General features: G+C 69.6%; 17 protein-coding genes. 5 read left to right on the forward strand and 12 right to left on the reverse strand.

Annotation, left to right across the window (positions count from 1 at the left end):
• Together ACTF4R_RS13950 and ACTF4R_RS13955 are read left to right on the forward strand one after the other, a co-directional pair.
• Positions 1 to 927: (Fe-S)-binding protein (locus ACTF4R_RS13950; protein WP_440008499.1), on the forward strand; the 927-nt coding region annotated here is incomplete at its 5' end.
• 224 nt (positions 928 to 1151) lie between these two features.
• Positions 1152 to 1472: a 2Fe-2S iron-sulfur cluster-binding protein gene (locus ACTF4R_RS13955; RefSeq protein WP_113277200.1), complete on the forward strand. Its 321-nt coding sequence runs from the start codon at positions 1152 to 1154 to the stop codon at positions 1470 to 1472.
• Between the two features lie 46 nt (positions 1473 to 1518).
• Here ACTF4R_RS13955 and ACTF4R_RS13960 read toward each other — a convergent pair whose 3' ends face one another.
• The 9 genes from ACTF4R_RS13960 to ACTF4R_RS14000 all read right to left on the reverse strand — a co-directional run bounded on the left by ACTF4R_RS13960 (position 1519) and on the right by ACTF4R_RS14000 (position 6792).
• Positions 1519 to 1752 (reverse strand): hypothetical protein, encoded by a 234-nt coding sequence (locus ACTF4R_RS13960; RefSeq protein WP_440008500.1) that lies wholly within the window; start codon positions 1750 to 1752, stop codon positions 1519 to 1521.
• Entirely contained in the window at positions 1749 to 1895 is a 147-nt protein-coding gene (locus ACTF4R_RS13965; protein ID WP_440008501.1) for a hypothetical protein, read from the reverse strand. Before ACTF4R_RS13965 ends, ACTF4R_RS13960 begins: the two co-directional genes overlap by 4 nt.
• Before the next feature lie 68 nt (positions 1896 to 1963).
• Positions 1964 to 2938: a magnesium/cobalt transporter CorA gene (gene corA, locus ACTF4R_RS13970; RefSeq protein WP_440008502.1), complete on the reverse strand. Its 975-nt coding sequence runs from the start codon at positions 2936 to 2938 to the stop codon at positions 1964 to 1966.
• On the reverse strand, positions 2935 to 3090 hold the full coding sequence (locus ACTF4R_RS13975; RefSeq protein WP_433633179.1) for a hypothetical protein: 156 nt from the start codon (positions 3088 to 3090) through the stop codon (positions 2935 to 2937). Before ACTF4R_RS13975 ends, corA begins: the two co-directional genes overlap by 4 nt.
• A gap of 77 nt (positions 3091 to 3167) precedes the next feature.
• Positions 3168 to 3800 (reverse strand): DUF6517 family protein, encoded by a 633-nt coding sequence (locus ACTF4R_RS13980; RefSeq protein ID WP_440008503.1) that lies wholly within the window; start codon positions 3798 to 3800, stop codon positions 3168 to 3170.
• A gap of 114 nt (positions 3801 to 3914) precedes the next feature.
• Positions 3915 to 5402, reverse strand: a complete 1488-nt coding sequence (cysS, locus tag ACTF4R_RS13985; protein ID WP_440008504.1) for a cysteine--tRNA ligase — start codon at positions 5400 to 5402, stop codon at positions 3915 to 3917.
• Positions 5403 to 5471: 69 nt separating this feature from the next.
• Entirely contained in the window at positions 5472 to 5987 is a 516-nt protein-coding gene (locus tag ACTF4R_RS13990; RefSeq protein ID WP_440008505.1) for a DUF7523 family protein, read from the reverse strand.
• A gap of 39 nt (positions 5988 to 6026) precedes the next feature.
• Entirely contained in the window at positions 6027 to 6581 is a 555-nt protein-coding gene (locus ACTF4R_RS13995) for a DUF7524 family protein (protein ID WP_440008506.1), read from the reverse strand.
• Between the two features lie 25 nt (positions 6582 to 6606).
• Complete coding sequence (locus ACTF4R_RS14000; RefSeq protein ID WP_433633188.1) at positions 6607 to 6792, reverse strand: methytransferase partner Trm112; 186 nt, start codon at positions 6790 to 6792, stop codon at positions 6607 to 6609.
• A 243-nt stretch (positions 6793 to 7035) separates the two neighbouring features.
• Between ACTF4R_RS14000 and ACTF4R_RS14005 the strand changes: the two genes are divergently transcribed.
• Both ACTF4R_RS14005 and ACTF4R_RS14010 read left to right on the forward strand, forming a co-directional pair.
• Complete coding sequence (locus tag ACTF4R_RS14005; protein ID WP_440008507.1) at positions 7036 to 7989, forward strand: TIGR03557 family F420-dependent LLM class oxidoreductase; 954 nt, start codon at positions 7036 to 7038, stop codon at positions 7987 to 7989.
• 216 nt (positions 7990 to 8205) lie between these two features.
• Complete coding sequence (locus ACTF4R_RS14010) at positions 8206 to 9117, forward strand: DUF4349 domain-containing protein (RefSeq protein ID WP_440008508.1); 912 nt, start codon at positions 8206 to 8208, stop codon at positions 9115 to 9117.
• A gap of 1 nt (position 9118) precedes the next feature.
• Here ACTF4R_RS14010 and ACTF4R_RS14015 read toward each other — a convergent pair whose 3' ends face one another.
• Both ACTF4R_RS14015 and ACTF4R_RS14020 read right to left on the reverse strand, forming a co-directional pair.
• A complete protein-coding gene (locus tag ACTF4R_RS14015; RefSeq protein ID WP_440008509.1) occupies positions 9119 to 10750 on the reverse strand; it encodes a GMC family oxidoreductase in 1632 nt (543 codons plus the stop codon).
• Complete coding sequence (locus tag ACTF4R_RS14020; protein ID WP_440008510.1) at positions 10747 to 11295, reverse strand: gluconate 2-dehydrogenase subunit 3 family protein; 549 nt, start codon at positions 11293 to 11295, stop codon at positions 10747 to 10749. Before ACTF4R_RS14020 ends, ACTF4R_RS14015 begins: the two co-directional genes overlap by 4 nt.
• A gap of 114 nt (positions 11296 to 11409) precedes the next feature.
• Between ACTF4R_RS14020 and tpiA the strand changes: the two genes are divergently transcribed.
• Entirely contained in the window at positions 11410 to 12054 is a 645-nt protein-coding gene (tpiA, locus tag ACTF4R_RS14025) for a triose-phosphate isomerase (RefSeq protein ID WP_440008511.1), read from the forward strand.
• Between the two features lies 1 nt (position 12055).
• On the opposite strand, the gene ACTF4R_RS14030 is transcribed toward tpiA, so the two are convergent.
• A complete protein-coding gene (locus ACTF4R_RS14030; protein WP_433633200.1) occupies positions 12056 to 12331 on the reverse strand; it encodes a hypothetical protein in 276 nt (91 codons plus the stop codon).
• Positions 12332 to 12574: the final 243 nt, after the last annotated feature.

Raw genomic sequence — 12574 nt, forward strand, 5'->3', positions numbered from 1 at the left:
TGGGCGTCGAAGGTGCCGGGGGCCCGCGCCGTCATGGAGAAAGCAGTCGGCGTCGCCCGCGAGCGCTCGCTGCCCACGTTCCACCGCGAGAGCCTGGAGGACTGGTTCGACGCCCGCGGGGGCTGTCGGGTTCAGGCCGGCGACGCCGACCGCCGCGTCCTGCTCTTTCCCGACACGTACACGAACTACAACCACCCCGACGCGGGCAAGGCCGCGGTTCGCGTGCTCGAGGCCGCGAACGTCCACGTCGCGATTCCCGACGGGGTCACCGCCAGCGGTCGTCCGGCCCACTCGAAGGGCTTTCTCGACGTGTCCCGCGAGCGCGCCCGGCGGAACGTCGAGGCGCTCGTCCCCCGCGTCCGGGACGGCTGGGACGTGGTCGTGGTCGAACCCTCCGACGCCGTCATGCTCCAGTCGGACTACCTCGACCTCCTGGGCGCGTCGGAGCCGTCGGGTCGGTCCAGCGGGCAGTACGACGAACCGCGAAGCGCCGACCCCGACGCCGGCGGGATTCGGACCGCTGCGGAACGCCTCGCCGCGAACACCTACGGCGTCTGCGAGTACCTCGACGCCTTCGAGTTCGACCTCTCGCTCGACGGCCGGGGGTCGCTGACCTACCACGGCCACTGCCACCAGAAGGCGACGAAGAAGGACCACCACGCGGTCCGCGTCCTCCGGACGGCGGGCTACGACGTGGACGAACTCGACTCCGGGTGCTGTGGCATGGCGGGCAGTTTCGGGTACGAGGCCGAACACTACTCGATGAGCCGCGCCGTCGGCTCGATACTGTTCGACCAGGTCGCGGCCAGCGACGGCGAGGAAGTCGTCGCGCCCGGCGCGTCCTGTCGGACGCAACTGGACGACAGCGAGGTGGTCGGCGAGGAGCCACCACATCCCATCGAGAAGGTCGCCGCGGCGCTGGAGTAGCCGTCCTCGACGGCCGACCAGGACCCGAAGTACGACGTCGACGCCCACGTCGACCCGAGCGACCTGGAGGTGTACGCCTGCGGAATCAACGTGATGGTCGGGACGCTCGTCGACACGGTCGCTGGGAGTGCCCGACGAGCACGTCGAGTTCGAGGGGGTCGGGTAGTCGGCGGTCCGGCCTCGACGTGGGAACGCATATCCCCTCACGGACCGTAGCGCGTTCCATGCCGACAGTCCACTTCCGCGGGCGCGAACTCGACTGCGAGGAGGGAATGATACTCCGGGACGTGCTGCTCGAAGCGGGCGAGTCGCCACACAACGGGACGTCGAACTACCTCAACTGCCGCGGCCACGCGACCTGCGGCACGTGCGCGGTCGAGGTCGACGGCGAGGTGGGCGAACCGACGAGCGACGAACGGCGCCGCCTCCAGATGCCGCCCCACGACCCCGACGCCGGCCTGCGACTGGCCTGCCAGACCGCCGTGTACGGCGACGTCTCCGTCGAGAAACACGACGGATTCTGGGGCCAGAAGGTGAACCGCTGAGCGCCGGCGCCGGCCGCGCCGTCGGGTCGCCGGCGACGACCCGGCGTCAGTCGCTCTCGGCCCACTCGATGGCCCGTTCGACGGCGTCCGCCTTCGAGTCCGTCTCGGCGACGGTGGTCCACTCGTCCGCGCTCACGTCGTACTGGTAGACGGCGTACCCCTCGTCGCGGTACGTGAGGTTCTCGACGTACAGTTCCACGTCATCGTCCTCGCCGAGCCAGACGCGAATCTGCTTGCCGCCTTCGAGGTCCTCGCGGCGTCGCCACCCCGAGACGCTCACGTGCTGGACCCCCAGTCCGAGATTCCCAGGACCGAGTCACAGTCCGGGCAGGTCCACACCTTCGGCGTGCTCGCCGCGGACGCCTGTTCGAGTCGCTCCGCCCACTCCGTGATGTTCGATTCGCAGTGCGGGCACGTGGCCATGGGACGGTGTGACGAGGGGACGGAGTTTGTAGTTTCGGGCCATCCCCCTGCCGGCCGGCGACGGGTCCCTACAGCCAGCCCGACTCGCGGAAGTACGCCACGAGGACGACGGTCACGCAGAGCATCCCCAGCATCACCGCGGGATAGCCGAACTGCCAGCCGAGCTCCGGCATGTTGTACGGGCTCCCCTCGAAGTTCATCCCGTACACGCCGGCGACGAAGGTCAGCGGAAGGACGATGGTGGCGACGACGGTCAGCCTCTTCATCACCTCGTTGGTCGACATCGACAGGGAGTTGAGGTAGATGTCGCGCGCGCCGCTGGCCAGGTCCCGGTACGTCTCGGTCAGGTCGACGAGCTGGACGACGTGGTCGTACGCGTCCCGGAAGTACTTCTCCGTCTCGGTCCGCACCTGGTCGGGGTCGCCGCGAGCGAGGACGCCGACCGCCTCCCGCGTCGGCCACAGGAGCTTCCGGAACGACAGCAGCTCCCGACGGACCCCGTTTATCGCCTCCAGGGTGGCGACGTCGATGTCGTCGATGATGGAGTCCTCGACCTCCTCGATTCGGGTCTCGATCTGGTCCAGTTCCTCGAAGTACGCGTCGACGATTCCGTCGACGATGCGGTAGGCGGCGAAGTCCGGGCCGTACGAACGCAGACGACCGTCCCGTTCGACCGCGTTCCACGCCCGGTCGACCGTCGCTATCTCGTGCTTCGAGAGGGTGACCAGCCAGTCGTCGCCCACGAACAGGCCGACCGATTCGGTGCGTATCTCCTCGTCGAACGTCGTTTCGCCCAGTACCAGGTCGGCGGTCTTCAGCAGGACGAACGCGTGGTCGTCGAACTCCTCGGTCTTCGCCCGGACGCCGTTGCGCACGTCCTCGACGGAGAGGGGGTGGATGCCGAAGACGTCTGCGACGCGGTCGAGTTCCTCCGGGGTCGCCTTGGTCGCGCGCACCCACGCGGTCCCGGGCGCGTCGCGGGCCGCCGCCGGGTCGTCGAACCGCCGGACCTCGTCGGCGGTGTACGTCAACGCCGTTATCATCGCTTGCCGCTCCCGACGGCGACGAGCGTGACGCCGACCATGACGCCGGTGACGGACAGCGCGCGGCCCGAGTACGGTGCGACGATTCCCGCGACGTAGCCCGCCAGCCCCGCGAGCGTGAGCGCGAGACCGGCGGCGAGCGTGCGATTCATACGGGACCTGCGGCGGGGGCGAGAAATAAACGTTGGTGCGCTCGCGAGCGTTCCGCGGTCGACGACGCCATCGTCGCTCAGGACCCGTGCTGGACGCCCTCTATCAGGCGGAAGACGTCGTCTTCCATGTCGGCGAGCGACGGGTAGACGCCCATCGCCACGACCACGTCGTCACCGTGTTCGACCTTGGCGACGTGGATGGTCACGTCGACCTCGCGGCCGGCGACGGTCGCGGTCGCCTCGAACTTCGAGACGGAGGTCTCCTTGCCGAGCATCGTCGCGTTGCGTCCCCCGACCTTCCGGACGTCCTTGACGCCGTCGTACCGCTGGACGAACTTCTCGACGAGCTTTCGGTCGCTGTACCGGGCCAGCGGGTTCACGGACTCGCCGGCGATCTCGAACCGCGGGCTGCTGAGCGTGGCGAACGAGGCGACCGTCTTCTGTCCGGTGCCCTCGACGCTGAGCCCCTTCTCGTACTCGGCGACCCAGTTCGTCACCTTCACCTTCCGCGACTGGCCGCCGGCCTCGAACGTCCGGTTCTCGACCACCTTGTCGACCCGCTTCTGTTCGTACCCGGCGTCCGAGAGCGCCGCGTCGCTCACCGTCGCCTTCGACGCGCTGAACGCGAGCGTGTCGCCGAGCAGAAAGCCGACGCAACCGCTCGTGAGGACGACGACGAGCACCGCGACCGTGAGGGACTTCCGTCGCATACAGCCCCCCGGTTTACCCCGCCAAGGGATAAAAGCGACGGCCCGGAGCGACGAAAACGAGTGGGGCCGCGCCCGGAAGAAAACGGCAGCGCGACGACCGGAACGGAGACCGCGCTACGGCAGGCGGAACTCCGGTCCGGAGTCGGTGTCCTGGACGTCGACGCCGACGGCCTCGAGTTCGTCCCGGAGTTCGTCGGCCCGCTCGTAGTTCCCCGCCTCGCGCTCCCGTTCGCGCACGTCGAGGACGAGTTCGACGAGGTTCTCGGCGAGGCGCACGTCGCCCTCCGTCTCCCCGCCGAACGCGAACCCGAGGACGCCACTGCCGAACGCGTCGAACGTCTCCACGGTCCGCCGGAGGCCGACGTAGTCGAACGCCTCGCGGTCGTCGAGGTGACGGTTGGCCGCGGTCACGAGGTCGAGCAGCGCGGCGAGTGCCCGGCGCGTGTTGAAGTTGTCGTTCATGGCGTCCGCGAACGCCTCGCGGGCGTCCTCGACCGCCGCCCGGAGGTCGGTGTCCTCGACCTTCGTGCCGGCGTCGGGGCCGTCGAGCGCGTCCACCGCCCGGTCGTAGCCGGCCGAGAGGCGCTGCCAGCGGTCCTCGGCCTCCGCCACGGTGTCGTCGCTGTACGTCTGGCGGTTGTCGTAGGCGGTCGACAGCAGGAACATCCGGACGACGTTCGCGCCGAGTTCGGCGACTGCGTCCCGGACCGTGAAGAAGTTCTGCAGGCTGGAGGACATCTTCTCGCCCTCCGTCTCGAGCAGGCGGACGTGCAACCAGTAGCGGACGAACTGCTGGCCGGTCGCGGCCTCGCTCTGGGCCACCTCGTTCTCGTGGTGCGGGAAGACGAGGTCCTGGCCGCCGACGTGGACGTCGATGGTCTCGTCCAGGTGCGTCATGCTCATCGCCGAGCACTCGATGTGCCATCCGGGGCGGCCCTCGCCCCAGGGCGAGTCCCACGTCTCGCCCTCCGGGTGGTCGACGGCGTAGTCGGTGTCCGGGTCGCGGTGCTCCTCGACGGACCCTTCGTCCACGCCGTCGGCCTTCCAGAGCGCGAAGTCCGCGGGGTGGCGCTTCTCGGCCAGTTCGCCGTCCGCGCCCTGGGCCTCCATCTCCTCGACGTCCTGGTTCGATAGCTTGCCGTAGTCGTCGAACGCCGTCACGTCGAAGTACACCGAACCGTTCGACTCGTAGGCGTAGCCCTTCTCGACGAGCGTCTCCACGAGGTCGATTATCTCGGGGACGTGCTCGCTGACCCGGGGGTACACCTCGGCGCGCCTGAGGTTCAGCGACCGCATGTCCCGGATGGTCTCGGTGACGAAGCTACGGGCGACCTCGCTCTCGCTGTCACCGAGGTCGTCCTCGCCGACCCGGGCGGTTATCTTCTCGTTCACGTCCGTGATGTTCTCGACGTGGTGGACGTCGTAGCCCAGGTGTTCCAGCCAGCGATGCATCACGTCGACGTGCACCCAGCCGCGAGCGTGGCCGAGGTGGGCGAAATCGGAGACCGTCAATCCGCAGTAGTAGAGCAGGACCGAGTCGGGGTCCTGGGGCTCGAACGGTTCCCGCTCGCCCGTGAGCGTGTTCGTCACCGAGAGTGTCATGGACAAGGGTAGTAGCACCGGCTGTTTTAAACCGTCGGAAGCGTCACTCGTCGCCTCCGACGGGGCGAGCTACCCCGTCGCCGGCACTGCCGAGAGCGCGTCCTCGACCACGCGGACGGCGTCCGCCCCGTCCCGGCGCTCGACCACCACGACCAGCGCGTCGCCGCCGACCGCCGCCGCGACGACGGCGACGCCCGCGGCGTCGAGCCGCGAGAGCGCGTGGGAGAGCGCCACCGCGTCCACCTCGCCCGTGGCGACGACGCCCGTGAGCGATCCGGCCCCGGGTTCGAACGCCGCGTCACCGACCGCGAGCAGGGCGTCACCGGCGCGCTCGGACGTCCCGTCGACCGCCCCCAGGCCGCTCTCCATGGCGACCCGGACCGACCGCGACTCGGAGTCTTCGTCCGGAAGCTCCTCGGCGTACCGCCGGAGGGCAGTCGCGATGGCCTCGGTGTCCCCCGTCAGGTCGGTCGTCGACTCGAGATATCGGGCGGCGGCGGTGTAGTTCACCACGCCGGCGCGCAGCGCCGCGAGCAGGAACGGCCTGCTGTCCGCCGCCTCACGGGTGACTGCTGCGAGTGACATCACCCGGGGAGACGGCGAGTCGCGTGAAAAGGGATGCGGTTACTCCAGGAGGAAGTAGGCCGCGACGCCGACCCCCACGAGGACGACGAGCGTCCCGAACAGGGCGGCGAGACCGTTCACGAGCAGACCGGCGGTGACGGCCAGCGCCAGGGCCGCGACGCCGAGCGCGACGAGCGGGAGGTTGCGCCGGAGTTCGCCGGGGTCGTCGTTCCGTTCGGTCGTCCGTCGCCGTGGCGTGGTGAGGTCGTCGTCCACCGGGATGGCGTCGCTGCGTTCCTCGGGTTCGACGACGTTCACGTCGACGTACGCGCTCTCGGCGCCGTACCCCGTGACGACCTTGAGCCGGCCGCTCGCCGGCAGGTCCCCGTGGAGTTCGACCCCGACCGACCGAGTCGAGCCCTCCTCGACGTAGTGGTTGCTCGCCTCGAGCGTGGCGACCTCGCCCAGTTCGTCGTCTAACCGGAGGTGGACGTGAACCGGTGCGCCGTGGTTCTCCAGCGTGACTGCGAACGAGCCGTCGGCCTCGAACGACGCCGGCACGTCGACGTCGTGGAGGCCGTCGCGGTTGAGGTCGACGGGAAGGGTCTCCGACACGGTGTCCTCCTGTCAGTGTCTACCGTCAGGCCTCACGCATGTCCGGCGGCAGGAGGTTCGGGATGCCGTCCTCGATGGGGTAGCGCTCGCCGCACTCCGTGCAGGTGAGCGTACCTTCGAGGACCTCCTCGTCGTCTTCGACGTCAACGTCGAGTTCGAGTTCCTGCTTGTCCAGCGGACAGCAGACGATGTCCATCAGGGACTGCTTCATGTCCGGGGGGACGGAATCGGAGGGCAAAAGCCTACGGATTCGACGCCGCCGTTCGCGCCACACGCGCCCTTCCGGCCGTTCGCACCGTCCGCGTCGACCGCCGGGACGGTAGTGCGACCGCTTTCGCGCCGACCGAACCGGCCGCCGGCGGCCGACGTTCCGTCGCGGCCACAGCGTTGATGCGCGCAGTGACGGAACAACGGGTGTGCGGATGACAGAACAGACGACCACCAGGAGGGACGGATGAGCCAGATCGGCTACACGCTGTCCAGCGAGGAGCACGGCCCGATGGAACTCGCGGACTACGCCGCCCACGCCGAGGAGGTCGGCTTCGACTTCGCGTCCATCTCGGACCACTTCCACCCCTGGACCAGCCAGCAGGGGGAAGCGCCGTTCGTCTGGTCGACGCTCGGGGCGGTGGCGCGCGCGACCGACGACCTGCCGGTCGGCGTCGGCGTCAACTGCCCGATCATGCGCATCCATCCGGTCAACGTCGCGCAGGCCGCCGCGACGACCGCGGAGATGTTCGACGGGCAGTTCTTCTTCGGCGTCGGCACCGGCGAACGCCTGAACGAGCACGTCACCGGCGAGCACTGGCCGGAACACAGCGTTCGCATGGAGATGCTCGAAGAGGCGGTCGAGATAATCCGGAAGCTCTGGCAGGGCGGCCAGCAGAGCTACTACGGCGACCACTTCACCGTCGAGAACGCGCGGCTGTTCACCCTGCCCGACGAACTGCCACCCATCGTCGTCTCGGCGTTCGGCGAGAAGGCGGCGAAGGCGGCGGCCGACATCGGCGACGGCTTCTGGAGCGTCGGCCCGCAGGACGTGGTCGAGACGTACGAGGAAGCCGGCGGCGAGGGGCCGCGCTACAGCCAGATGACGGTGTGCTACGCCGAGGACGAGGAGGAGGCCATCGACACCGCCCACGAGTGGTGGCCGAACTCGGCGCTGTCCGGCGAACTCAACTCCCAGTTGCCGACGACGACCCACTTCGAGCAGGCCTGCGAGATGGTCTCCCGAGAGGACATCGCCGAGGGCAGCATCGTCACCGACCCCGACCCACAGACCCACGTCGAGAACCTCCGCGAGTTCGTCGACGCGGGCTACGACCACGTCTACGTCCACCAGATCGGTCCCGACCAGGAGTCGTTCTTCGACTTCTACGAGGAGAACGTTCTGCCCGCGTTCGACTGAACTCGCGGAGTTCGCCGACGACGCGACGCTTCGCGTCGGACGACCCGCCACGAAGCTATCCCACTCACGGCGTCCGCGCGACCGCGACCGGACGTCGGTCCGTCGGCCTCTCTCGGCGGACCCACGGTCGAACGCCCGCGTCTCCCGCCCCGGAAGGGTGAAACGATTCTTTCATCCTACCGAACAATTTTGTCATCTGTCGTACCAGATGGCTGCATGCCGACTCGCAACCGACGACTCCTTCTCGCGCTCGCGCTGGCGAGCCTCGTCGTCCTGGCGGGCTGTTCGGGCGGGAGCAACGACGCGGCGGCCCCGGCGAACGGCGACGGGGCCGCAACCGATGGGGCCGGCGCACCGCAGAACGAGGACGACCGGGCCGGCGACGAGACGCGGTCGGCGCTCGACGTACGGCAGCGCGCGCTCGTCCGGACGGGGAACGTGACGCTCCGAGTCCAGTCGTTCGACGCCGCCCACGACAATCTGACGGAGGTGGCACGCTCGCGAGGTGGCTTCGTGAGCGACTCCAGCGAACAGGTTCACCAGCGCGAGAACCGGACCTGGACCTCCGGGACGCTCGTCCTCCGGGTGCCGTCGGAGAACTTCTCGACCGCGTTCCGACGGGTCGAACGCGAGGGGAACGTGACGAAGTCGAACACGGCGACGACGGACGTGACCGACAGGCTGGTCGACCTGAACGCGAGACTGAAGAACCTGCGCTCCCAGCGCGAGCGCCTCCGAGCCCTCTACGAGAACGCGAGCGACACCGGAGCGGTGCTCGAAGTCCAGAAGCGCCTCTCGACGGTCCAGTCCGACATCGAACGCCTCGAAGCGAAAAAGCAGTCCCTGGAGCGGCGGGTCGCCTACTCGACGATAACGGTAGAACTCGCGGAGCCGAAACCCGATCCCGAGCCGACCGCGACCGGCGACGAGCGAGCGTGGTACGAGACGGATGTCGTCGCCGCGTTCGTCGACTCCGCAGGGGGAACGCTGGTCGTTCTCCGGGCACTCGTCGTCGGCGGTGCGTACCTCCTGCCGTACGCCGTCGTGTTCGGCGTCCCGGTCGCTGGCACGGTGGTCCTGTGGCGGCGACGGCGGACGGCCACCGAGGCGGCGACGGAAGAGAACTGACTCACAGACGCTCGTCGACGTGGTCCGCGGCCTTCAGCGCGAGCGCGGCGATGGTGAGCGTGGGGTTCAACGCGCCGCTCGTGACGAAGACGCTGCTCGAGGCCACCGAGAGGTTCTGCAGGTCGTGCGTCCGGAGTTGGGGATTCACGACGCTAGACGTCGGGTCGGTGCCCATCCGGGTCGTGCCCATGTGGTGGAACGCCGGCCCCGTGTTCCCGGGACCGACCCGCCAGGTCACGTCGGCCCCGAGTTCGTCCAGTATCGCGCGTTGAATCTCGTTCGCGCGTCGCAGGGTGGCCAGCGTCCGGTCGTCGACGCGCCAGTGAATCGCCGGAACGGGGTTGCCGTGGTCGTCCGTGGTCGAGGGGTCGAGTTCCACGCGGTTCTCCTTCCGGGGACGCTGTCCCGCGAGTGCGCCCATGCCGACGCTGTTGCCGTACGCCTCTCGCATCGACGCCAGCAACGAGTCGCCCCACTCGTCGGCGTCGAGCGCGAGGCCGACCGGCGTCGGGCCGGCGTAGTTCAGGAACTCCAGTTTCAGCGATCCCGGTTCCGGCCCGTCGCCGGACCACGCCGGGATTCCGCCCTCGGTGCCCGAAGTGGCCCGCGTCGGGTCCTCGTAGAACTGGTGGCACTCGCTGGTCATGAACCCGACGTGGTGCTGGCGCGTCCGCCGGTCGACGGTGCCGCCCATCCCCGCGAACAGGTGGTCCATGAAGTAGCGTCCCACGGCACCGCTCCGGTTGGCGAGACCGTCCGGATACCGCTCGGAGCGCGAGAGGAGGAGGAGGCGAGGAATCTCGACGCCGCCGGCGGCGAGCACGAACTCGCGGGCCGTCTGGCGGTGCGTCCGGCCGTCCGGCGTGGCGTAGACCGCCGCCGTCACGCGGTCGCCCGCGTCGTCGTGGACGAGTCGCTGTACCGGGGCGCGGTCGACGACCCGTGCCCCCTCCGCCTCGGCCTTGCGGACGTGGACGTCGGCGCTGTACTTCGCGCCGGAGGGACAGACCGGTTTGCAGGTGCCGTAGCCGACGCACTGGCCCCGGCCGTCGTTCGGTTCCGAGTTGCGAGCGTTCGGCACCGAGTGCATCGCGACGCCGAGGCGCTCGCACGCGTCTGCGAAGACGGAGTCGCTGTGCGAGGGCGGAAACGCGGGGAGGGGAAACGGCTCCTCGCGCGGCGGTGCGAAGGGGTTGTCGTCCGCGCCCGCGACGCCCATCTCCCGTTCCGCCTTGCCGTAGTACGGCCGGAGGTCGGCGTAGTCGAGCGGCCACGACGCGAAGTCCGACTCGTGGAACCGGAACACCATCCCCTGCCAGTGCAGCGTCGTCCCGCCGACGCCCTTGACCCGGGCGGCGTTGAGCGGGTAGTGGCGCTCCCCCGGAGCCGTGTAGGCGTCTCGCGGCCCGCCCATGTCCCAGACGGAGAGCGGACCGTAGCCCGGCCGGAGGTGGCGTTCCATGCGTCGCTCCTCGCTCGCGGGGTCGAACCGCTCGCCCGCTTCGAGGACGACGACGTCGTGTCCGCGGCGCGCCAGCGAGTGAGCGACCAGCGCGCCCGCCGGCCCGGCCCCGACGACGCAGACGTCCGCGCGTTCGCCGGGCGTGCGGTCGGTCGTCGCGCTCTCGCTCACGACTCCGGCCCCCGCTGGTAGCTGTCGAGTCCGCCGGGGTGGCCGGGCGGGTTCTCGGTTCCGACGAGTTTCCCGCCCGTCGGAGACGTGTAGAGGGCGTACAGCAGGTCGTCGACGAGGAAATGACGGATTCGCTCGGCGTCGGTGCCCTCGGGGTCCGGGTCGGCGGTGTGGACCGCCATGTCGTGCAGGAGGTCGTCGCGTCCGCCGGGCGAGAGCGCCGCGAACTCGGCGTCCTCCCACGTGGTCGCGTAGTCGTCGAGCGTGGCGAGCGCGTCGCTCATCCCGCGACGGTACGCCTCGCGGTTCTCGACGCGACCGACGGAGTAGGTCTGGACGAACGCCGGGATTCCAGTCACGTCGGAGGGGTAGAGGACCCCCGCGAGCGCGACGAGCGTCTCGACGTCGGCGTCGCCCAGCGGTGGTTCCTCCGCGTTCCAGGGTGCGCGATCGAGCAAGGCGGTCCCCGCGCCGGCCCCCGCCGCGGCCCCGACGGTGGCGAGCGCGGCCAGCGCGTCCCGGCGCGTCAACTCCCTTTCGCCCATCTCGACGATGGTTAGGCAAGCCTAAAACTTCAGGCTTGCCTTCATCGCCGAGCCGGAACCACCGGACGACCGCTTCTCACAATCTATTTGGGTGCACGGACAGTCGCTCCGGGTATGTTCGTCCTTGTCAACCTGAAAGCGTACCCCTGTGACCCCGTGGAAATCGCCGAGGCCGCCCGCGACGTGAGCGAGAACAGCGACGCGGACGTCGCCGTCGCACCGCAGGCCGCCCACCTCCAGCGCGTCGCCGAGACGGGAGTCGAGACCTGGGGACAACACGTCTCCCCCGTCGAGCACGGCAGCCACACCGGGTCGACGCTCGCGGAGGCGGTCGCGGACGCTGGCGCGACCGGAACGCTACTGAACCACTCCGAGCGCCGCCTCAAGCTCGCGGACATCGACGCTGCGCTCGATGCCGCCGAGCGCGCCGGCCTGGGAACGACCGTCTGTGCGAACAACCCCGACCAGATAGCGTCGGCCGCCGCGCTCGGTCCGGACGCCGTCGCCGTGGAACCGCCGGAGCTCATCGGCACCGGGACGCCGGTCTGCGAGGCCGATCCGGACGTGGTGACGGACGCCGTCGACGCGGCCGCCGGCGTCGACGACGACGTGGACGTCTTCTGTGGCGCAGGCATCAGCACCGGGGAGGACCTGGTCGCCGCACGGGAACTCGGTGCGGACGGCGTCCTGCTCGCCAGCGGCGTCGCCAAGGCCGACGACCCTCGCGCCGCCCTCGAAGCGCTCGTCGAACCGCTGTAGCTCACTCCGGAACGACGACGAAGTGGTCCTCGTCCTGGGCTTCGAGCACCGAGCGTTCGCGCATGCTGAGAACGTAGCCCGTCACCGTGTGCTCCTGCTCGTGGTCCGCGCGAACGCGGACGAGATTCCCGATTAACTGCGCCGACGGCGACTTCTGGGCGGCCCCGCAGTCGTAGATGGTGAGTAGTTCGTCGCCCCGCCCGGACTCGTAGACGACGACGTGCGCGTGTCGGGGGAGGTGCCAGCGACCCTCGCCGGCCTCGGCGAGCTTGTTCATGCTCGACGGTCGGGGTGGCGGTCTCTTAGCGGTTGTGGGGCGGCAGGGACGACGCCCTGGTCGACGCGTTCGCCGGATACGGAAGAGCGAACAGGCGACGCCCGGGTGTGATTCGGTCGCGAGGGGGTGCGTCGCGCTCCAGCCTCGGCCCCGTCGCGACGGTCGGTCAGGTCACGGCGGGAGGTGGCCGCGTCCTCCGTTTTAAATGCTCGCGTCGACGGGCCGTCGGGAGGGACCCGCGTC

The sequence above is a fragment of the Halomicrococcus pelagicus genome (genome assembly GCF_051917725.1).
GTDB lineage: Archaea > Halobacteriota > Halobacteria > Halobacteriales > Haladaptataceae > Halomicrococcus.